This window comes from Candidatus Tectomicrobia bacterium, assembly GCA_016192135.1.
Taxonomy (GTDB): domain Bacteria; phylum UBA8248; class UBA8248; order UBA8248; family UBA8248; genus 2-12-FULL-69-37.
The window spans coordinates 85,082-105,258 of record JACPUR010000019.1; the positions used below are offsets into that span (position 1 = coordinate 85,082).

23 protein-coding genes are annotated in these 20,177 nt (G+C 69.9%); 19 read left to right on the forward strand and 4 right to left on the reverse strand.

Going from position 1 to position 20,177, the window contains the following annotated elements; genetic code table 11:
- Window positions 1-14: 14 nt before the first annotated feature.
- Both recF and dnaA read right to left on the reverse strand, forming a co-directional pair.
- Window positions 15-1,160 carry a DNA replication and repair protein RecF gene (recF, locus tag HYZ11_09060; protein MBI3127738.1) on the reverse strand — a complete coding sequence of 382 codons (1,146 nt, stop codon included), beginning with the start codon at window positions 1,158-1,160 and terminating at the stop codon, window positions 15-17.
- Window positions 1,161-1,387: 227 nt separating this feature from the next.
- Window positions 1,388-2,731, reverse strand: coding sequence for a chromosomal replication initiator protein DnaA (gene dnaA / locus HYZ11_09065; protein MBI3127739.1), 1,344 nt, complete (start codon window positions 2,729-2,731; stop codon window positions 1,388-1,390).
- A gap of 364 nt (window positions 2,732-3,095) precedes the next feature.
- On the opposite strand from dnaA, the gene rpmH reads away from it, so the two are divergent.
- From rpmH to HYZ11_09115, 10 genes are all read left to right on the forward strand, one after another.
- On the forward strand, window positions 3,096-3,236 hold the full coding sequence (gene rpmH, locus HYZ11_09070) for a 50S ribosomal protein L34 (protein ID MBI3127740.1): 141 nt from the start codon (window positions 3,096-3,098) through the stop codon (window positions 3,234-3,236).
- A 32-nt stretch (window positions 3,237-3,268) separates the two neighbouring features.
- Entirely contained in the window at window positions 3,269-3,610 is a 342-nt protein-coding gene (gene rnpA / locus HYZ11_09075) for a ribonuclease P protein component (protein MBI3127741.1), read from the forward strand.
- On the forward strand, window positions 3,564-3,848 hold the full coding sequence (yidD, locus tag HYZ11_09080; GenBank protein ID MBI3127742.1) for a membrane protein insertion efficiency factor YidD: 285 nt from the start codon (window positions 3,564-3,566) through the stop codon (window positions 3,846-3,848). The genes rnpA and yidD overlap by 47 nt, the downstream gene beginning before the upstream one ends.
- A gap of 23 nt (window positions 3,849-3,871) precedes the next feature.
- The gene (gene yidC / locus HYZ11_09085) at window positions 3,872-5,488 is read left to right on the forward strand and encodes a membrane protein insertase YidC (GenBank protein MBI3127743.1); all 1,617 of its coding nucleotides are present in this window, start codon (window positions 3,872-3,874) and stop codon (window positions 5,486-5,488) included.
- A gap of 4 nt (window positions 5,489-5,492) precedes the next feature.
- Window positions 5,493-5,708: a hypothetical protein gene (locus tag HYZ11_09090; protein ID MBI3127744.1), complete on the forward strand. Its 216-nt coding sequence runs from the start codon at window positions 5,493-5,495 to the stop codon at window positions 5,706-5,708.
- 15 nt (window positions 5,709-5,723) lie between these two features.
- Entirely contained in the window at window positions 5,724-6,161 is a 438-nt protein-coding gene (locus HYZ11_09095; GenBank protein MBI3127745.1) for a thioredoxin domain-containing protein, read from the forward strand.
- Window positions 6,158-6,637 (forward strand): DoxX family membrane protein, encoded by a 480-nt coding sequence (locus HYZ11_09100; protein MBI3127746.1) that lies wholly within the window; start codon window positions 6,158-6,160, stop codon window positions 6,635-6,637. The genes HYZ11_09095 and HYZ11_09100 overlap by 4 nt, the downstream gene beginning before the upstream one ends.
- Before the next feature lies 1 nt (window position 6,638).
- On the forward strand, window positions 6,639-7,733 hold the full coding sequence (locus HYZ11_09105) for a hypothetical protein (GenBank protein MBI3127747.1): 1,095 nt from the start codon (window positions 6,639-6,641) through the stop codon (window positions 7,731-7,733).
- A gap of 93 nt (window positions 7,734-7,826) precedes the next feature.
- Window positions 7,827-8,588: an SDR family oxidoreductase gene (locus HYZ11_09110; protein MBI3127748.1), complete on the forward strand. Its 762-nt coding sequence runs from the start codon at window positions 7,827-7,829 to the stop codon at window positions 8,586-8,588.
- 135 nt (window positions 8,589-8,723) lie between these two features.
- Window positions 8,724-9,485 carry an SDR family oxidoreductase gene (locus HYZ11_09115; protein MBI3127749.1) on the forward strand — a complete coding sequence of 254 codons (762 nt, stop codon included), beginning with the start codon at window positions 8,724-8,726 and terminating at the stop codon, window positions 9,483-9,485.
- 61 nt (window positions 9,486-9,546) lie between these two features.
- Here HYZ11_09115 and HYZ11_09120 read toward each other — a convergent pair whose 3' ends face one another.
- The gene (locus tag HYZ11_09120) at window positions 9,547-10,545 is read right to left on the reverse strand and encodes a hypothetical protein (protein MBI3127750.1); all 999 of its coding nucleotides are present in this window, start codon (window positions 10,543-10,545) and stop codon (window positions 9,547-9,549) included.
- Between the two features lie 43 nt (window positions 10,546-10,588).
- On the opposite strand from HYZ11_09120, the gene mnmE reads away from it, so the two are divergent.
- Both mnmE and HYZ11_09130 read left to right on the forward strand, forming a co-directional pair.
- Entirely contained in the window at window positions 10,589-11,980 is a 1,392-nt protein-coding gene (mnmE, locus tag HYZ11_09125) for a tRNA uridine-5-carboxymethylaminomethyl(34) synthesis GTPase MnmE (protein MBI3127751.1), read from the forward strand.
- Between the two features lie 344 nt (window positions 11,981-12,324).
- On the forward strand, window positions 12,325-13,470 hold the full coding sequence (locus tag HYZ11_09130; GenBank protein MBI3127752.1) for a Fic family protein: 1,146 nt from the start codon (window positions 12,325-12,327) through the stop codon (window positions 13,468-13,470).
- A 49-nt stretch (window positions 13,471-13,519) separates the two neighbouring features.
- Here HYZ11_09130 and HYZ11_09135 read toward each other — a convergent pair whose 3' ends face one another.
- Complete coding sequence (locus HYZ11_09135; protein MBI3127753.1) at window positions 13,520-13,945, reverse strand: VOC family protein; 426 nt, start codon at window positions 13,943-13,945, stop codon at window positions 13,520-13,522.
- Window positions 13,946-14,097: 152 nt separating this feature from the next.
- On the opposite strand from HYZ11_09135, the gene mnmG reads away from it, so the two are divergent.
- From mnmG to HYZ11_09170, 7 genes are all read left to right on the forward strand, one after another.
- Window positions 14,098-16,011: a tRNA uridine-5-carboxymethylaminomethyl(34) synthesis enzyme MnmG gene (mnmG, locus tag HYZ11_09140; GenBank protein MBI3127754.1), complete on the forward strand. Its 1,914-nt coding sequence runs from the start codon at window positions 14,098-14,100 to the stop codon at window positions 16,009-16,011.
- 181 nt (window positions 16,012-16,192) lie between these two features.
- Window positions 16,193-17,038 carry a ParA family protein gene (locus tag HYZ11_09145; GenBank protein MBI3127755.1) on the forward strand — a complete coding sequence of 282 codons (846 nt, stop codon included), beginning with the start codon at window positions 16,193-16,195 and terminating at the stop codon, window positions 17,036-17,038.
- 3 nt (window positions 17,039-17,041) lie between these two features.
- Complete coding sequence (locus tag HYZ11_09150) at window positions 17,042-17,965, forward strand: ParB/RepB/Spo0J family partition protein (protein MBI3127756.1); 924 nt, start codon at window positions 17,042-17,044, stop codon at window positions 17,963-17,965.
- Between the two features lie 44 nt (window positions 17,966-18,009).
- The gene (locus HYZ11_09155; GenBank protein ID MBI3127757.1) at window positions 18,010-18,402 is read left to right on the forward strand and encodes a polymer-forming cytoskeletal protein; all 393 of its coding nucleotides are present in this window, start codon (window positions 18,010-18,012) and stop codon (window positions 18,400-18,402) included.
- Window positions 18,403-18,404: 2 nt separating this feature from the next.
- On the forward strand, window positions 18,405-18,983 hold the full coding sequence (locus tag HYZ11_09160; GenBank protein ID MBI3127758.1) for a hypothetical protein: 579 nt from the start codon (window positions 18,405-18,407) through the stop codon (window positions 18,981-18,983).
- Window positions 18,984-18,995: 12 nt separating this feature from the next.
- Window positions 18,996-19,226 carry a hypothetical protein gene (locus HYZ11_09165; protein MBI3127759.1) on the forward strand — a complete coding sequence of 77 codons (231 nt, stop codon included), beginning with the start codon at window positions 18,996-18,998 and terminating at the stop codon, window positions 19,224-19,226.
- Window positions 19,223-20,098 (forward strand): SUMF1/EgtB/PvdO family nonheme iron enzyme, encoded by an 876-nt coding sequence (locus HYZ11_09170; GenBank protein ID MBI3127760.1) that lies wholly within the window; start codon window positions 19,223-19,225, stop codon window positions 20,096-20,098. The genes HYZ11_09165 and HYZ11_09170 overlap by 4 nt, the downstream gene beginning before the upstream one ends.
- Window positions 20,099-20,177: the final 79 nt, after the last annotated feature.

Genomic DNA, 20,177 nt, shown 5'->3' on the forward strand with positions numbered 1-20,177 from the left:
CCGCGGGCAGGGCCCTAGCGGGGGCTGACGGCGCCCCTCTCGATGTAGAAGCACGCGGCGCCGGCGGCGCTCGCGCGCGCGCCGGGCCGTTCGGTCGAAGTGATGAATACCTGGGCGCCCATGGTTTCCAGGTGGCCGAGGACGCCCTCGCGCCGCCGCTCGTCCAGCTCGGAGCTGAGGTCGTCCAGGAGGACGATGGGCTCCTCCCCCCGCGCCCGGCGGAAGCTCTCGGCGGCCGCGAGGACCAGGGCCAGGGTCAGCAGGCGCTGCTCCCCCTGGGAGGCCGCGTCCCGGGCCCGCCGGGAGCCCAGCCGGATGCGGAAGTCATCGAGGTGCGGCCCCCACTGGGTCGTCCCCCGGCGCCGGTCCTCCGGCCCGAGGCGCGCCGCGCTCTCGCGGAGCACCGCCTCGGCCGCTTCCTCTGGGCTCCCCCCCGCCTTCGTCAGGCCCTCCCAGGTTTCGCCGGGAAGGCCCGCCCCCTCGGCCATGTAATCCACCTCGATCGTCCGGCCCAGCGAGGAGGCCAGGCTCGGCTCGAGGGCGGCCAAGTGTCCGCGGAGAGTACCCAAATAGCGCTGCCTGCGGGCAATGATCCGAGCGGCGGACTGCAGAAACCGGCGATCCCAAACCGGCAATATATCAGAGTTTCCGCCCCCTTTCAAAAGCCGGTTCCGCTCGGCGAGGAGGCGGTTGTACTCCCGGGAAGCGGCCAGATGGGCGGGCGCCTCGGAGGCCAGGGCGCGGTCGAAAAAGGCCCTCCGGATCGCCGGCCCTTCCTTGACGATCTGAAGGCTCTCCGGAAAGAAGACCGCCGTGTGGACCCGATCGAGGTAGTGCAGGAGATCGGCTTCCTCCTTCCCGTTCACCTTGTATTTTCGCTCCCCGCCCTGGACCGCCGCCTCGAGGCTCACCGGCCCCGCCTCCCCGGCCTCGCGGTGGAACTCCCCCCGGAGGTACATCCCCGGCTGGCCCTCCTCGATCATCCCCCGCCGCGACGCCCGTCGGAACGAGCGCAACCGGGTGAGAAAGTGGATGGCCTCGAGCAGGTTCGTCTTGCCCGAGCCGTTCGGCCCGTACAGGTAATTGAACGCCGGGGCCGGCTCGAAAGCGAGGGAGGCGTAGTTCCGGAAGTGGCGCAGGGCCAGCGACCTCAACCGCACGGGGCCTTCCTTAGTCCTTAAGGTTTTGTATATGAAGATCAAGATCAGGTAGAAGTAGAAGAGCCTGTGGAAATGTGGAGTCAGGCTCAAGATATTGATTTTTATTGTATTGGAAGAATCCCGCCTGTGCAAACCCCGGCAGGGATTCGTGGGGGGCGGGGAGGGGGCCGCCGGCAATCCCCAGCCGCAAGGCGTGGGTCATGGGTTTTCCACAGCCTTTCCCGGCGTCATACCGCGGCCTCCGCCTTCTCCTTGAGGAGCTGCACGGTGGCCGCGAACTCGGGGTCGCGGCGCGTCATCTCCCGGATCTTGTTGGTGGAGTGGATGACGGTGGAATGGTCCTTCCCGCCGAAGCGGCGGCCGATCTCGGTCGTGGAGGCCCGGGAGAGCTCGCGGGCGAGGTACATGGCGATCTGGCGCGGGAGGGCGAAGGACTGGGAGCGGTTCTTGGACTTGATGTCCATCACGCGCACCTGGAAGTGCTCCGACACGATGCGCTGGATCTGGTCGATGCTCGCCGAGCGCGAGGGCTCGCGGATGATGCCCTTGAGCACCTCCTGGGCCATGGCGACGTCGATGTCCGCGCCGTGGAGCGAGGCGTGGAAGATGATCTTAATGAGGCAGCCCTCGAGCTCGCGGACGTTGGAGCGGGCGCGCTCGGCGATGTAGTGGGCCACCTCGGAGGGCAGGTTGAAGTTCTGCTCGGCCGCCTTCTTCTGGAGGATGGCCACCTTGGTCTCGAAATCCGGCGCGCCGATGTCGGCCGTCATGCCCCAGACGAAGCGCGTCTTGAGCCGCTCCTCGAGCCCGGGCGTGTCCTTGGGCATCTTGTCGCTGGTGATGATGATCTGCTTGCCCGACTCGTAGAGCGCGTTGAAGGTGAAGAAGAATTCCTCCTGGGTGCGCTCCTTGCCGGCGATGAACTGCACGTCGTCCACCAGGAAAACGTCGATTTTCCGGTACTTGCTGCGGAATTCCGCCATGCGGTTGTGCTGCAGCGAGGAGATGAGCTCGTTGATGAAGTTCTCGGAGGAGGTGTAGTGCACCCGCGCCTCGGGCCGGGCCTCGAGGACGCGGTGGGCGATGGCGTGGAGGAGGTGGGTCTTGCCCAGCCCGACGCCCCCGTAGAGGAAGAGCGGGTTGAGGCCGCGCCCCGGGGCCTCGGCCACCCGCAGCGCGCAGGCGTGGGCGAACTCGTTCGAGCCGCCGATGACGAAGGTGCCGAAGGTGTACTTCGGATTAAGGAAGTCCGGCTTGGCCGGAGGCGGGGCGGCGGCCGGCGGAACGGGCAAGGGCGCCGGGGCGGGCCGCGCGGCCGCCGGGTGGCCCCCGTTCATCGCGGCCACCCAGCGCAGGCCCAGGGCTCCGCTCCCTTCCTGGTGGAGGATGGATTCCACGAGGCCGCTGAAGCGCGACTTGAGGTTGTCGAGGGAGAACAGGTCGGGCGCCTCGACGACGAGGGCGCCGTCCTCGATGCGGACGGGCCGGGTGCCCGAGAACCAGCGCTGGAAGGCCTGGGGCGAAACCTCTTCCCGCACGCGCGCCAGGCACTTGCTCCACAGATCCTGCATGTAAGCGGCCACCACCAGGGAAAGAAGCCAAACCGGCGACTGATTGAAATCGCCCCGCGCGCGAAGCCCCTTCGGCCGGGCGATCCGAGGACGAGATTGGATATCGGGCGGGGAAAGATTTCCACAACCCAGATGCCTTTGGCAAGCTTTTTCCACAGCGCGCACGCAGAAACTTTGAAGGCGACTGATTTTGCTGTGGGTAAGTGGCCCGGGAGCGGCCGGGGAGGGGCTCCGGCCCGAATGGCCCCGGTTCTTGACAGGGGGGAGGCTCGGGGCTAAGGTAGGCGCGTTTTTCGGCGGCCAGAAACGGCCGGTTTTTGCGCCCCGGGGCCTCGGCCCGGCGGGGAAATGAGGCCCACGCGCAGTGAAACGGACATATCAGCCGAATCGGAACAAAAGGGTGAAGACCCACGGTTTCCGCCGGAGGATGAAGACCGCCGCCGGCCAAAACGTGATCCGGCGCCGCCGCGCCAAGGGGCGCAAGCGCCTGAGCGTCTCGGGCTGAGGCCGCCTTCGTCCCTCCGGGGGGGCGGGCCGTTGAGCCAGAAGTTCCGGCCGCAGATGCGGATCTGCCGGGGCGCGGACTTCGCGCTGATCCTGCGCAAAGGCCGGAAGCGGCGCAATACCCTGTTCACCCTCCATCTTCTTCCGACCGGCGGAATCGGCGTCCGCCTGGGGATTATCGCCTCGCGCAGCGCCGGGGACGCGGTGAGGCGCAACCGCGCCAAGCGCCTGTTGCGCGAGGCGTTCCGGCGGATGCGCGCCGGGCTGCCGCCCGGCCTGGACTTGGTGGCCGTGGCGAAGAAGCCCCTGGCGGAGGCGGACCTGAGCGATGTGGAAGGAGCCTTGCGGGACGCGCTGGGCCGGCACGGACGGTGAGGCGTGGCGCGGCTCCGTCGCCGGCCTCGTCGGTGGCGCCGCCATCATCCTGATCCGTGGCTATCAGCTGCTGATATCCCCTCTTCTGCCCGGGCATTGCCGCTTCGAGCCCACGTGCTCCCGGTACGCCATGGAGGCCTTCCGGCGCCATCCGCCCCACCGGGCCCTCTGGCTGGCCCTTCGCCGGATCGGCCGCTGCCATCCGTTCCACCCGGGCGGGGTCGACCCCGTCCCCTGATTTCGCGCAGGCGGAGAACCTGAATGGAACGCAACGCAATCATCGCCGCCGCGCTCTCGCTCGCGGTGCTTCTCGTCTGGCAGTACCTCGTCCTGCGGCCCGCCGAGGACCAGCGCGCCCGCGAGCGCCAGGCCCAGCAGCAGGCGGTCCAGAAGCCCAAGGAGGCGCCGCGGCCGGAGCCGCCCGTCCCGGCCGCGCCCCAGCCCCCGGCCGGGGCCAAGCCGGGCGAGCCCCTCGCCGCCGCGGAGAAGGAGCGGCGCGTCCGGGTGGACGTGGGGGTGGCCGTCTACGAGTTCACGAGCCGGGGCGCGGGCCTGACCTCGGCCGCGCTGAAGGACTATCCGACGAAGGAGAACAAGCCCGTCGAGCTCGCGCCGGGCGGGAGCCCCCGCCTGCGGCCCCTCTACTTCTGGGGCGGCCAGGCGGCCGAGCGGCTGAACGCCGCCACCTTCCGCGTGGAGGGAGAAGGCCTCCGGCTCGGCCCGGGGAATCCGTCCGGCGAGATCCGCTTCGTCTACCGCGCGGAGGATGGCCTCTCGGCCGTCAAGACGCTCACTTTCCACCACGGGCGCTACCACGCCGAGCTGCGGGTGAGGGTGGAGGGGGCGCAGGGCCCCATCGGGGTGGCCCTCGGCCCCGACATCGGGGGGAGCGACGGGAACACCTACGGCGGGGTGATCGAGGGCCCCATGAGCTACGTGGGGAAGAAGCTCCACTACGACTATCCCGAGGCCGGCAAGCCCGCCGCCCACAAGGGGGAGGTGCGCTGGGCGGCGCTCCAGTCCAAGCATTTCCTCATGGCTCTTGTGCCGCGCGCCGGGGCCCAGGACGTCGAGGCGCTCCTGCTGGGCCAGAAGGACGGGAAGAACGAGTACGCGGTCGTGCTCCCGCTCGCGGGCCAGGAGGCGCGGTTCGACTTCTACGCCGGCCCCAAGGAGCCGGAGCGGATGGCCGCCCTGAACGTGAGCCTGGAGGACTCCCTCGACTACGGCATCTTCTCCTTCATCGCCAAGCCGCTCATGATGGTGCTCCGGGCGTTCCACACGGTCTCGGGCAACTGGGGGGTGGCCATCATCCTGCTCACCGTGCTGGTGAAGATCATCTTCTACCCCCTCACCCACATGAGCATGAGGAACATGAAGGAGATGCAGAAGCTCCAGCCGCGCATGGAGCAGCTCCGCGAGCTCTACAAGGACGACCGGGCGAGGCTGAACGAGCAGGTCATGGCGCTGTACCGCGAACGTAAGGTGAACCCCATGATGGGGTGCCTGCCCATGATCATCCAGATCCCGGTCTTCTTCGGGCTTTACGAGGCCCTTCTGGTCTCGATCGAGCTGCGGCACGCGCCCTTCTTCGCCTGGGTGCAGGACCTCTCGGCGCCGGAACCCTGGCCCGTCTATACGGTACTGATGGGGCTCTCGATGTACCTCCAGCAGAAGATGTCGCCCGCCCCCGCCGACCCCGCCCAGGCCAAGATGATGATGTTCATGCCCGTCATCTTCACGGGCATGTTCGTTTATTATCCGGTGCCGGCGGGGCTTGTGATTTATTGGCTGGTGAACAACATTCTTTCCATCGCCCAGCAGTATTATGTGAACCGGAGCGTGAAGCCCCCGAGGCTGGCCGAGGAGAAGGGGTAAGGAAGTGGCCAAGAAACCGCAGCAGCGCGCGAGGCGGCCGCAGCCGCCGGCGAAGAGGGCCGGCTTCTCCCGCCGGGGGATCGCCGTGGCCGCCGTCCTGGCCGCGCTTCTCCTGGCCGGGCTCTGGGCTCAGTTCGGCGGCAAGGAGGCCCCGCCCCTCCCGCCCCCCCGGACGGCGGACGGGAGGGTGACGGTGCTGGAGTTCTCGGACTATGGCTGACCTTTCTGCGCTCAGGTGCAGGGTGCACTGGGAAGGCTGAAGCTGGAGTTCGCGGGCAAGATTGAGTTCCAGGCGCGGGACTTCCCCCTGCGGCCCCTCACCTTCCGCGCCGCGGAGGCGGTCCGCTGCGCGGGGGACCAGGGCAAGGGGGAGGAGATGCGCGGCATGGTCTTCTCGGGCCAGCCGGCCTGGGCCACGAGCCCGAGCCCGGATTCGGTCTGGACGGGCTACGCGCGGGGCCTCAACCTGGACCCGGAGAAGTGGGGGAGCTGCGTGCGCTCCGAGCGGCACCGCTCCGCCATCGAGGCGGACCACGAGCTGGGGGTCCGCATGGGCGTGAGCGCGACCCCGACGATCTTCATCGGCGGGCGCAAGATCGACGGGGCGGTGCCCTTCGAGACGCTCGCCGAGGCGGTGCGGGCCGGGCTGCAGGGAGCGCCGGCGGGGCGTTGAGCGGGCTCCTGGGCGCCCTGGCGCGGCCCTGGCCGGCGCTGGCGTTCCGGCTGGCCGTGGGCGGCTTCTTCGCGGCGGCTGGCCTGGGCAAGCTGGCCCGGCCGGCGGAGCTCTTCGCCGCCCAGATCCGCTCGTTCGGGCTCGTGCCCGAGGCGTGGGCGCTGCCGCTGGCCCGCGTCCTGCCGTGGGCCGAGCTCCTCTCCGGAGGGCTCCTGATCGCGGGGCTCTTCACGGGGGCCGCGGCGGCGGCGGTGGCGGTCCAGCTCGGGCTCTTCTCGGCCGTGCTGGGGATCGCGCTCGCCGCGGGGAAGGCCCCCGAGGACTGCGGCTGCCTGCCGGGCCTCTCGGAGTCCCCGGGGCAGGCGCTGGCGCGGGACGTTGCGATGCTTGCATGGGCCGCCCTGGCCGCCCCGGGGCTGCCCGGAAGGCTGTCGCTGGACGGGTGGATGTCCGGCGCAGAGAAGAAGGAGGATTAGCGTGATGAGTGGCCGCCGCAAGCGCGATTGGGACGAGCACGGGGGAGACGGCGAGCGCCGCAGCGAATCCCGCCGGGAGCGGCCCGACTTGGGCCCCCTGGCGCGGATGTCGGGGCGGGCCCTCCGGCGGCTGATCGAGCGGGTGGACATGGACACCCTGAGCCTCGCCCTCCGCTACGCGGAGGAGGCGCTGGTGCAGCGCGTCCTGCGGAACGTCTCCGCCCGGACGGCCGCCGCCCTTCGCGTGGAGATGGAGGACGGCCCCTCGGCCGCCCCCGAGGACTGCGTCGAGGCCCAGCAGGTGCTGCTGGACGTGGCGCACGACCTCGAGGAGCGCGGCGAGATCTCCTTCGAGGGCCCGGCGGACGACGCCCTGCCCCCGCTCGACCGCGAGCTCGAGCGCCGCATCGTGGCCTTCAGCCTCGCCGAGGCTGGCGCCCCGGACGTCATCGCCCTCGTGGCGGGCCTCTCGGGGCGCGGGCGCGAGCACGGCCTCGTCTCCCTGGAGCCCGCCCTGGAGCGGCTGCCCGAGGGGGTGCTGGCCGCCGGCCTGCGCATGGCGGTGGACCAGCTCGCCGTCGAGGAGATCGAGACCGTCCTCGGGCGGCAGATCGACGCCGCGGTCTACGCCATGGAGCGCAACTCCGAGATCGCGGTGGAGGGCGCGCTCTCCATCGTCGAGGGCGAGGACCAGGAGCGCACCCGCCAGCGGCTGGTCGCCTTCCTGCCCGAGGGCGAGGCCGACTTCCAGCGCATGCCCGAGGTGAGGCTCCCCCCCTCGGCCCAGGCGGCGAACGACATCATCCGCGCGAGCTGCGACCTGGCCGCCCTGGCCCGCCGCGAGGGCCTCGGCGCCCTCGAGGATCGCCTTGAGGAGCTCCCGCATCCCCTGCTGGCCCGGGGCGTCCGGCTGGCCCTCGACGGGAACGACCTCGACGAGATCGAGCGCATGCTCCGGCGGCGCAGCCGCAGCCGCGTCGAGCGCGAGCGGCGGAAGCTCGAGACCCTGCTGGAGGGGATCCTCCTCCTCCGCGAGGGCCGCGACCCCGCCTACATCCGCGAGGCGCTGGAAGGGTTCCTGGAAGAGAAGGCGTAGGGAGCCGCCGGGAACAGGCGAAAATTTTCTGTAGGGGCGGTTCGCGAGCCGCCCCTACATTCGCATCTGCGCGATCATTTCAGAGGGAACGCGATGACCGATCGGTCCTCCATCCGGGGGCAGGTGGCGGTGGTGACGGGGGGCGGCGCGGGCATCGGCCTGGCCGTGGTGGAGCGCTTCGCCTCGGAGGGCGCCAAGATCGCCGTCCTGGACTTCGACCCCGGGCGCGGGGCCGCCGCCGCGGAGAGGGCGAAGGAGGCGGGCGCCGAGGCCCTCTCCCTCCAGGCCGACGCGGGCTCCCGGGCCGACGCCGAGCGGGCCGCCCGGGAAGTGCTCTCCCGGTGGGGGCGGATCGACATCCTGGTGAACTGCGCGGGGGGCTTCACCCACACCGATACGCTCGAAGACCTCGCCGAGGCGGAGTGGGACCGCATCGTGGACTGGAACCTGAAGAGCGCCTACCTGTGCTCTCAACAGGCCGCCCCCGCCATGAAGAGGCAGGGCTACGGCCGCATCGTGAACATCTCCTCCCAGGCCGGGCGCGAGGGCGTCCTCGAGACCTCGCTCCCCTACAGCTCGGCCAAGGCGGGGGTGCTGGGCCTCACGCGCCGGCTCGCCGTCGAGCTCGCCCCCCACGGGGTCACCGTGAACGCGGTGGCGCCGGGCCTCGTGCTCTCCCCCCGCGTGGCCGAGCTGCACAAGGACCGCCTGCCCATGATCTACGCCCAGATCCCCATGCGGCGGGCCGGCGAGGCCGCCGAGATCGCCGACGCCGTCTGGTACCTCTCCACCCCCGGCGCCTCCTACATCACCGGCGTCACCATCGACGTGAACGGGGGCAGGTTCATGTGCTGAGGGGCGCCGCCGCATCCCGCGGCGGCGAAGCGGAAAGGGCGGCGGCATGGCCGGTTTCCAGCTGAGCCCCGGGCAGCTCGAGCGGGGCGGCGGCCCGTCCCTTCCGCCCCGCGAGTCCGTTCCGGGAGATCGGACATGAATCGCCCAGCCTCCCTCCTCGGACAGGTGGCGGTGGTGTCGGGGGGCACCGCGGGCATCGGCCTGGCCGCCGCGGAACGCCTCGCCGGAGAGGGGGCCCGGGTCGCCATGCTGGGCCGCGACCCCGAGCGGGGCGCCGCGGCCGAGGAGCGGGTCCGGCGGTCCTCTCCGGACGCCCTCTTCCTCCGGGCGGACGCGGCCAGCCGGGAAGACGTCCAGGCGGCCTTCGGCCAGATCACGGCCCGGTGGCCGAGGCTGGACATTCTGGTGAACTGCGCCGGGGGCTTCACCCGGGCCGACCCCTTGGAGGGCCTCGCCGAGGCGGAGTGGGACCGCATCGTGGACTGGAACCTCAAGAGCGCCTACCTCTGCGCCCAGCAGGCCGCCCCCACCATGAAAAAGGCGGGCTACGGGCGCATCGTCAACGTCTCCTCCGTCGCCGGGCGGGAGGGCGTCCTCGAGGCCTCCCTGGCCTACAGCGCCGCCAAGGCGGCGATGCAGGGCCTCACGCGCAGGCTCGCCGCCGAGCTCGCCCCCCACGGGGTCACCGTGAACGCCGTGGCCCCGGGCGTCGTCCTCAGCCGGCGGGCGGTGGAGGTCCACCGCCACCGGATGGAGAAGGTCCTGGCGGCCATCCCGATGGGCCGCACCGCCGAGGCCGAGGAGGTGGCGGACGCGATCTGGTACCTCGCCTCCCCCGGCGCCTCCTACATCACCGGCGTGACCATCGACGTGAACGGCGGGAGGTTCATGTGTTGAGGGGGGAAATAGCCTAAAGACAAACACGGCAGGATGTGAATGCGCAGGAATGAGGGGCGGTTTATCCCGCCCCTCTTAATTTCTCCGCCGCTTCCTCCGGGCTCACCTCCAGGATGTGCGCGCCCGCGCCGAGCTCCAGCCCCGCGATGTGGGTGAGGCGGGGGAGGATCTCGATATGCCAGGGGTGCGCCCGGGGGTCGGAGCCGTCCCGGCACTCGATGTGGAAGAGGACGTTCAGGGGCGGGTCGTCCAGCAGGGCCTTGAGGCGGCGGAGCTGGCGCGCGAGGGCGGCGCCCGCCGCGGCGAGGGCCTCCTCCGGGGCCTCGAGGCAGGAGGCTTGCGCGGGCCAGGGGAGGACGAGGGACTGGTAGGGGAGGCGCGAGGCGAAGGGGCAGAGGACGAGGGCGCCCTCCCCCGCCTCGACCACGCGCGCGCCGTGTCTCAATTCCTCCTCGGCCAGATGCGCGAGCAGGGGCTCGCCCCGCTCCTTGAAGAAGCGGGCCTCGTTCGCGCGGCGGCGCTCGATGTGGGGCGGGAGGACGGGCAGGCCCAGGAGCTGGATGTGGGAGTGGCCCATCGAGGCCCCGGCCTCGGCCCCGTGGTTCTTGAACAGGGCCACGGCGCGCACCGAGGGGTCCCGGAGGAAGGCCCGGGCGCGCCGTCGGATCGTGCGCAGGGCCTGGATGCTCTGGCCGTCCGGGAGGTCGGCCAGGCCCATCGTGTGCCCGGGCGAGTCCACGAGGACCTCGTGATATCCTCCCCCCGCGAGGGCCTCGAAGGGCGCCGCGCCCCGCTCTTGCAGGGGGCCGGGCGCGATCGCCTGGAACTTGTTGGGGACGCAGCGCAGCCGCCAGCCGGGGGAGTCCGGGGAAGTTCCATCCTCGCGGAGGGCGTCCGTCTCGGGGGGCGTCATGCCCTCCCGGCCCGGGCAAAAGGGGCACCCCGGATCGGGCGCGCCCGGGGTGGCGCGGCCCCTCCGGTGGCGCCCGGGCCTCCGGATGCGCTCGGGGGCGAGGAGCACCCAGGCCCCCGAGAGGGGGTCGTGCCTGAGCTCGGGCATGGGCTCCTCTCCTTTTCTCCCAGGGGCCGGCGCGGGGGATGGGATGGTAGCACAGGGGCGGGACACCATCGTGGCGCTCTCCTCGGGCCCGGGGCGCGGGGCCATCGCCGTGGTGCGCCTGAGCGGCCCGGGGACGCGGGGCGTGCTCTCCAAGGTTTTCCTCCCGAAGCCGAAGACCAAGAAGGCGCTCCCCGCGCGCAGGCTCGTGCTCGGCCGCTTCGTGGACGCGGAGGGCCGGGCCTTCGACGAGGGGATGGCCGCCTTCATGCCCGCGCCCGGCTCCTTCACCGGGGAGGACCTGGCGGAGCTCTACTGCCACGGGGGGCCGGCGATCCTGGAGGCGCTGATCGAGGCGGCGCGAACGGCGGGGGCGCGCCCGGCCGCGCCGGGGGAGTTCACCAAGCGCGCCTTCCTGGCCGGGAAGGTGGACCTCGTGCAGTCCGAGGCGGTGGCGGACCTCATCTGCGCCGAGACGCGCCGGGCGGCCCGGGCGGCGCTCCATCACCTGGAGGGCGGGCTCTCGCGGGAGCTCGAAAGCATCTGGGAGCGCATCGTGGAGGCGGGGGCGCACCTGGAAGCCGCCATCGACTTCCCGGAGGAGTTCGAGCCGGGGGCGGGGCCCTCGGTCTCGGGCGCCCCCATGGGCCAGGCGGAGCTCGGGGCGCTCTTCGGGCGCATCGAGGGCGATCTCCAAAAGCTGGAGGCGAGCTACCGCGCGGGGCGGGCGCTGCGCGAGGGGGCGCGGGTGGCCATCCTCGGGCGGCCGAACGCGGGAAAATCCACCCTCATCAACCGCCTGCTCGGGATGGAGCGGGCCATCGTGAGCCCCCTCCCCGGCACCACCCGGGACACGGTGGAGGAGGTGTGCGACATCGGCGGGGTGCCGGTGCGCCTCATCGACACGGCGGGCCTCCGGGAGACGGGGGACGCCATCGAGCGCGAGGGGGCGGAGCGGGCCCGGCGGGCGGCGGCGGGGGCGGACCTCCGCCTCCTCCTCCTGGATGCGTCGGCGGGGGAGGAAGAAGCCGGGTGGGCGCTCGCCGAGCGCGCGAGGCTGGAGGGCCCCTCCTTCCTCGTGGCGAACAAGATGGACCTCCCGGGGGCGGTTCTGCCGGAAGGCGCCCTGGCGGTATCCGCCCTCAAGGGGGACGGGATGGAGGGGCTGCGCGAGGCCATCGCCCAGGCCCTGGCCGGGGAGGCGGGGGAGGCCGGTTCGGGCCAGAGCCTCCTCACCCGGGAGCGCCACCGGGACCTCGTCGCCAGGTGCCGGGCCGCCGTGGGCCGGGCGAGGGAGGCGGCGCTCGGGGGCGTCTCGCCCGAGCTCGTGGCCGTGCATCTCAACGAGGCCCAGGCCGCCCTCGCAGAGCTTCTGGGGAGAAACTACGGCGAGGCGCTACTGGATCGGATTTTTGAGACGTTTTGTGTGGGGAAGTGAATGGGTATTTATAGTATTATAATTAATGGATTATTAATAGGGCCCGGACACTGTCATGGAGGAAACAATCGGTGGAGATTATTTGGGTGGCGGCTATCGATACCTGACAGCTCCTACCAGATGTAGGGGTTCACTGAGATAAATCCTCCAAGATATTTGAATATTCACACAGACTTAATTGTCGGGACCGCATAATAAAGTTTTTCTTTAAAATTTAATTATGATAGCGTATTAGTAAAGCAGCCGAAATTGCGGCTCGGATATCTCCCGCTTCCCCTCGCAAGCCTCGCGGCCATCTTCCAGGCCAAAGACAATCCCTGCGGTGGAAAACGAAAGGCTCAACGATGAATCCGGAAGATTTCAGGCAGGGAGCTCCTGGGCGCTTGGTGAAGACGCTGGACGGAGCCTGGGCGTTTGTTCCCGCCCCACTCCCCCCAAAGATTGACCTTTCCCTTGAGCTTATGACAGCGGTGGGGGAGGCGCGAGGGGCGCTGGGCGAGTTGGCGGGGGTGGGACGTTCCCTGCCTAATCCTCATCTTCTCATTCAGCCGTTCTCTAGGAAGGAAGCGGAAGCCTCGAGCCGGATTGAAGGCACGGAAACCGATCTCGGCGAATTGTTTGTCCACGAGGTGGATCCTGCCCGCCGACCAGAGCGCGCGGACATCCGGAGAGAAGTGCTGAATTACGTCAGGGCTCTCGAAGCGGGCTTGAGCAGCGATCTGCCCGTGAGCCTTCGGCTCGTGAAGGAAATGCATTCCGTCTTGATGGAGGGAGTGAGAGGCCAGAACAAAGCGCCAGGAGATTTCCGCCGCGTCCAGAATCGAATCGGCGGCACCTCGAACCTTGATGCGAAATATGTTCCCCCGCCCGTTCCCGAAATGGAGAGTTGCATCTCGGATTGGGAGAAATTCCTGCATGCGGAATCCTCCTTGTCGCCGTTGATGCGCTTGGCAATGATCCATTATCAGTTCGAGGCGATCCATCCGTTCGTCGACGGGAACGGACGGATTGGAAGGCTGCTGCTCCCGCTTCTGTTATGCAGATGGCAGATACTTCCGCTTCCGTTGCTTTATTTGAGCGCCTACTTCGAGAGGCACCGCAGCCAGTATTACGATTTGCTGTCAGCGGTAAGCCAGCGCGGAGAATGGCCCGGCTGGCTGAAATTTTTCTTGCATGCCGTGGAAGTGCAGGCAAAAGACGCCGCTAGGCGCGCGAAGAAGCTTATGGACAAAAAAGAAGAATACCGTCAGAGGGCGCAGATCAAGGGTTCGACGACGGCACTTCGTTTGGTGGATGAATTGATCGCCCAGCCCGCTTGCCATACGAAGAAAGCCATGGAGAAGCTGGATATCACCATGCCGACAGCTCTCCGGGCGATTGATACGCTGGAGCGGGCGGGGATATTGAGGGAGATCACGGGCAGGCAGAAAAACCGCGTTTGGGTCGCCACGGAGATTCTCGAAATCTTGCAGGCGGAGGACAGCCCCTAGAGCATCGAGGCAACCGTTCTGGTTGCCAGGTGTTGGTGCTCCCCCCCCCTCACTCCGGCAGCACGATGCTCCCGTCCTCCTTCATCCCGAAGCCCGGGTTCCAGGCCACCTCCCACGGAAAGCCGTCCGGGTCGGCGAAATAGCCGGAGTAACCGCCCCAGAAGGCCGTCTGCGCGGGCTTGAGGAGCGTGGCGCCGGCCGCCACGGCCTCGTCCAGGACGGCGTCCACCTCTTCCTCCGTCCGGGCGTTGTAGGCGAGCGAGACCCCGCGGAAGCCGCCCCCCTCGGGAGATACCCGCGCGTCCTTGGCCAGCTCGCCGCGCGGGAAGAGGGCCAGGGCCATCCCGCCCGCCTGGAAGAAGACGACGCCCTCGGCGCCCTTCATGGATCGCTTCCACCCCAGCCGCTCGTAGAACGCCCGGCTCCTCTCCAGATCGGCCACGCCCAGGGTGATCAAGCTGAGCCGCTGCTCCATCTCTCACTCCTTCCGTGACAAGGAGACGCCAGTATATCGCGCCGGTGCGGGGGCGAGGTCCTTTATCCAAAGGCGCGCATTGACAGGGCGGAGGCCCTTGGGGGAAAACGCGCCCAGGATGAAATTCGCATGATGGAAAAATCCTGGAGCGGATAGTGAGCGCGGGTTACGACGTCATCGTGGTGGGGGCGGGGCACGCCGGGTGCGAGGCGGCGCTCGCCTCCGCCCGCATGGGGGCGCGGACCCTTCTCCTCACCATGAACCTGGACACGGTGGGCCTCATGTCCTGCAACCCGGCCATCGGGGGGCTGGCCAAGGGCGTCCTGGTGCGCGAGGTGGACGCCCTGGGCGGGGAGATGGCGCGTGCCATCGACGCGACGGGCATCCAGTTCCGGATGCTGAACACGAGCAAGGGTCCGGCCGTCCAGGCCCTCCGGGCCCAGGCCGACAAGCAGGCCTACCGCCTCTACATGAAGCGCGCGGTGGAGCAGCAGCCGGGGCTCCACCTGAAGCAGGGGATGCTCCGGCGGCTTCTCATTGAAAATGGCCGAGTTGTGGGCGTAGAGACCCTCCTGCGCGAAGAGTTCCGGGCCCGGGCGGTGGTGCTGACGCCCGGCACCTTCACCCGGGGGCTCCTCCACTACGGGGACCGCAAGGTCGAGGGGGGCCGGGCCGGGGAGGGCGCGAGCCACGGCCTGACCGAACAGCTCACCGGGATGGGCTTCCGGGTGGGGCGCCTGAAGACCGGCACGCCTCCCCGCTTGGACGGGAAAACCATTGATTATTCAGAGCTTGCGATCCAGCTTGGGGACGAGCCGCCCATCCCCTTCTCCTACCGGACCGAGGCCCTTACCCAGCCCCAGATGCCCTGCTGGATCACCTGGACGAACCCCGAGACCCACGCCGTCATCCGGGCCAACCTGGACCGGGCCCCCATGTACAACGGCCAGATCGAGGGCACGGGGGTGCGCTACTGCCCGAGCATCGAGGACAAGGTGATGCGCTTCGCGGCCAAGGAGGCGCACCAGATCTTCCTCGAGCCCGAGGGCCGCGAGACCTGCGAGATCTACGTGAACGGCATCTCGACCAGCCTCCCGGCCGAGGTGCAGCTCCAGCTGGTGCGCACCATCAAGGGCCTGGAGCGGGCCGAGATGATGCGGGCGGGCTACGCCGTGGAGTACGACTTCGTGGACCCGACCGAGCTCCATCCCAGCCTCATGACCAAGCGGGCGCCGGGGCTCTTCCACGCCGGCCAGATGAACGGCACCACCGGCTACGAGGAGGCCGCCGCCCAGGGCCTGATGGCGGGGATCAACGCGGTCCGCTTCGGCCGGGGGGAGGAGCCCGTCGTGCTCGGCCGGGAGGAGGCCTACATCGGGGTGCTGATCGACGACCTCGTGACCAAGGGGACCACGGAGCCCTACCGGATGTTCACCAGCCGGGCCGAGCACCGCCTCCTCCTCCGCCACGACAACGCCGACCACAGGCTCCTCCCGCTGGGCCACAGGTTAGGTTCGGCGGACGCAGAGACTTGGCGGAGATTTGGCGATAGACAATTGAAATCAAAAGAGTTTCTGGATTACGTCGAATCCCGCCCGCTCGTCCTCAAGCCTGAAGTCCTGGCCGCGCTGGAGACCATTGGAGCCCCCTCTCCCCGGAAGCCCCTCACCCTGGGAAGCTTCCTGCGCCGCCCGGATGCCGATCCCGCCCTCGCCGCCCGGCTGGACGCCCTCCAGGGGGGACGATTCGGGGAGCTTTGGGAGGGACTGGATCGGGAGTCGCGCCGGTTCGTCCTGGCCGAGGTGAAATACAAGGAATACCTCGAGCGGGAGGCCCAGCAGGTGGCCGTTCTGCGGGCGGCGGACCGGGTTCGCATCCCGGAGGAGCTCCGCTACGCCGAGGTTTCCCATCTCACCGCGGAGGTCCGCCAGCGCCTGGAAGAAGTCCGTCCCCGGACCCTGGGCCAGGCCAGCCGCATCTCGGGGGTGACCCCCGCCGCCATCGCCGTCCTGGAGGTTCATCTGCGGCGGGGGCAGGACAAGAATGGGGGTTCCGCCGCCGTGTAGGGGCGCACGGCCGTGCGCCCCTACGGGTCGAATTTCCCGGCGTTTTCCGTTCCACGTGAAACAAAATCCTCCCTTTTCCGTAAAATCCAGCGTTCCACGTGGAACCCGCCTTGAATTTCCCTCCGGGCTGTGCCAGTCTCTCCGAAACGTTTCGGCATTCCTTTAAGGCGATCCCTCGGCCATGAATGACCCTGTCTCGGCACCCGCCCCTCCGATTCATTCGGCGCCTGCCCCGGCCGAGCCCTCGGACGGGTGCCGGGTGGTGGCCATCGTGAACCAGAAGGGCGGGGTGGGGAAGACCACCACAGCGGTGAACCTGGCCGCCTGCCTGGCCGTGGCGGAGGAGCCCACCCTCCTGGTGGACCTGGACCCCCAGTCGAACGCTACGAGTGCTTTCGGATTTCATTCGCCTGGACCCGCCCTTTACCGCGCCCTCGTCCTTCGGGAGCCGCTGCGGGAGGGGTCGATTCAACATATTGATATAAAAGGACTTAAATTGCTCCCGTCCTCCATGGACTTGGCCGGGGCGGAGGTGGAGCTGGCGGACCTGTCCGACCGGGCGAACCGCCTGCGGGAGGCCATCGCCCCCCTCCGGAGCCGGTTCCGCTTCATCCTCATCGACTGCCCACCCTCGCTCGGTTTCCTCACCCTGAACGGGCTGCGCGCGGCGGACGAGATCCTCATTCCCCTCCAGGCCGAGTATTTCGCCCTCGAGGGCCTGGCCCGGCTGATGAAGACGGTCGAGCGCATCCGGGCCGGCGTCCATCCGGGCCTCAAGACGGGCGGGATCGTCCTCACCATGTACGACGCGCGCACCAATCTCTCGCGCCAGGTGGCGGAGGAACTGCGCAGCCACCTGCCGGACCTCGTCTACCGGGTGGCCATCCCCCGGAGCGTGCGGCTGGCCGAGGCCCCCAGCCACGGCAAGCCCATCATCTCCTACGACATCTCCTCCCCGGGGGCGCAGGCCTACCTCGCCCTGGCCGGGGAGTTCCTGGCCCGCTGCGGCCGAAAGCCGAGGGGATAAGCCATGGCGCTCGCGCGCAAGAAGGCCTTGGGCCGCGGCCTGGACGCCCTGCTCGCCGAGGAGTCCGCCGCCCCCGCCGCCGCGGAGGAGGCGCCCGTCCCCGCATCCGAGCCGGGCGAAGGGAAGCTCTTCGCCATCTCCCCGGACCGCCTCCGGCCCGGCGTCCACCAGCCCCGCACCGACTTCGACGAGGAGGACCTGGCCGAGCTGGCCGAGTCGGTGCGCGCCCACGGCATCCTCCAGCCCATCCTCGTGCGGCGGCTGCCGAACGGGGACTTCGAGATCGTGGCGGGCGAGCGGCGATGGCGCGCGGCGCGCCTCGCGGGCCTGGCCGAGGTGCCCGTCCTCGCCATCGAGGCGGCGGGCGGACGGGCGCTCGAGATCGCCATCATCGAGAACGTGCAGCGCTCCGACCTCAACCCGATGGAGGAGGCCTCCGCCTTCCAGAGCATGGTGGAGCGCCTCGGCCTTACCCAGGAGGAGGTGGCCGCGCGCGTCGGGAAGGAGCGCTCCACGGTGGCGAACTACATCCGCCTGCTGCGCCTGCCCGCGGCGGTACAGGAGATCGTGGCGGCGGGGGACCTGTCGATGGGCCACGCCCGCGCGCTGCTCTCGCTGCGCACGGAGGAGGAGATGACGGCCTTCGCACGGGCGGCCGCGCGCAGCGGGCTTTCGGTGCGCCAGCTCGAGGGGCGGATCCGCAAGCTGCTTGCGGGGCCTCCCGCCGCGAGAGCACAATACGAGCGTCCCCCCGCGGACGAAGGGCCGGACGGGCCGCAGGCGGTCTTCATCCGCGACATCGCCGCCCGCCTCCGCGCCTCCCTGGGGACGAAGGTGACGATCCAGGGCGACGAGAAGCGCGGCCGGATCCTCATCGAGTACTACTCTTCCGAGGTCCTCGAGGGGCTGGCCGACCGGCTCTCCTGAGCCGGGCGCCGAGGGGGGCTTCCATGGGCGCAGGAGGATGGTGGATGAGCCGCAACTCGAAGAACTACGAGAAGACCATCCGGGCCTTCCTCGGGGAGGGCACCGAGTTCAAGGGCGTGATCACCTTCGAGGGCACGGTGCGGGTGGACGGCGTGCTCGAGGGCGAGGTGATAACGGAGGACACCTTCATCATCGGCGCGGCCGCGCGGGTGAAGGCCACGGTGCGGGCGGGCGTCGTGATCATCATGGGGAAGACCGAGGGCCGGATCGAGGCCAAGGAACGGTGCGAGATCCGAGCCGGCAGCCACGTGAAGGGAGAGGTCCACACCCCGAGCATCTACATCGAGGAGGGCGCCGTCTTCGAGGGCGTCTGCCACATGACGGGGGAGGGCGAGGCCGCCAAGCGGCTGGCCGCCGCCGCCCCGAAGGAAGGCTGATTTTGCGCTCCCACTTCTCTCTTGCCGCCGCCCTCCTCGCCGCCTCGCTTGCGGCGGGCTGCGGCTCCTTCTCGCCCCGCCAGGCCATGAGCGGCCGCGACATGAGCGTTGAGCACCAGCCCCCCGCCGGGAGCGCCGCCTTCCGGGGGCTGGCGCTCGAGAAGACGCCCTCCATCGTGGTGCTCAAGATCGACGGCGATGATGTGCGTTCCAACATGGAGAGCGTTTCCCAGGCCCTCGTGTCCAGGGGATACCTGGTGCGAAATTATTCGGCGACCCTCGACGAGCTGACCAAGGCCGGGCTCCTGCACAGCCGCTCGCTGGACCCGGAGGCCCTCCGCAAGGCCTCCCAGATCTTCAAGGAGGAGGCCGCGGTCGCGGGCACGCTGGAGGTTTCCCAGCTCGAGCCGCTGCGGGCCCGGCTCAGCCTGTCGTGGATCGACCTCAGGACGCTGAAGACCCTCTGGACGGCCAAGGCCGACTATTCCGGCTACGCGATCGGAGGGCGCAACCGGTTCGAGGCCGCCGTGCGCGACATGATAGAGAGGGCGCTCGCCCCGCTTCCCCCCGCGAGGCCCTGAGGCATCGGGATCATGGGAGGCCGTTCGGCGCTCGCGGTCTGCGCGGGCTTTCTCTTCTGGGTCGGGCTCGCCTATTTCTACTACGTGCAGGACCTGGGCGGGGCCATCGTGCTCGCCCTTTCGTTCGTGGCGGCGGTGGCCGTCTATAGCTGGATGCGCCGCCGCCCTAGGCGCACCCCGCGCCCCAAGTCGGACCTCCCCGACTTCAAGTTCGACAACGTGACGCCCAAGGACTTCGAGTGAGAGCGCGGGGCTTCCCCGCGCCGGCCGCGCTGGCGCTCGCCTTGCTGGCGGCGTGGGGATGCGGCGGCGCCCGCCCCGAACCCTCCCTGCCCACGGCCCCGGCCGGGGTGATCCGCGACCCGGCGCCGATGGTCCTGGTCCCGGCCGGGCCCTTCCTGCGCGGTTCCCCGGCGCCCACCCCGCCGGAGAAGGACGACGCCCCCGCCCGCCCCATCCAGCTCGGCGCCTTCCGCGTCGACCGGGCCGAGGTCACCAACGCCGCCTACGCGCGCTTCGTCGAGGCCACCGGGCGCCGCCCGCCCCAGTGGGGCGCCGAGGACGCCCGGCGCGCCCGCCGGCCGGGGGAGGCCTCCGCCCCGGACTGGAGCCGCTTCGGCTGGGACGGAGGCCGCCCCCAGCCGGGGACCGGGGATCTCCCCGTCACCCTCGTCACCTGGTTCGACGCCGAGGCCTACTGCGCCTGGGCCGGCAAGCGCCTCCCCACCGAGGCCGAGTGGGAGAAGGCCGCCCGGGGGACGGACGGGCGCCGCTATCCCTGGGGGGGAGACCCCCCCGGGGGCCGGGCGAACTTCGGGGGCGCCCACCCGGGGCCGCTCCCCGCCGGCACCTTCCCCGGCGGGGCCAGCCCCTATGGCGCGCTGGACATGGCAGGGAACGCCGCCGAGTGGGTGGCGGACTACCACGCCCCCGGCTACTACCGCGAGGCCCCGGAGCGCGATCCCCGGGGGCCCGGGCGGGGCGTTGCGCGGGCCGTGCGCGGGGGCTTCTGGCGCGATCCGGCGGAGCGGATCACGGCGCACCGCCGCTGGCGCCTCCCCCCCGCCCAGAAGCACGGCGGCGTGGGCTTTCGCTGCGCGCGATCGGTGGAATAGACTGCCGAAATGACGTGCAATTCACTCACTTTTAGCGGTCGAACCCGGCAAACAGGCAGGGATTATATACTTGACTCCC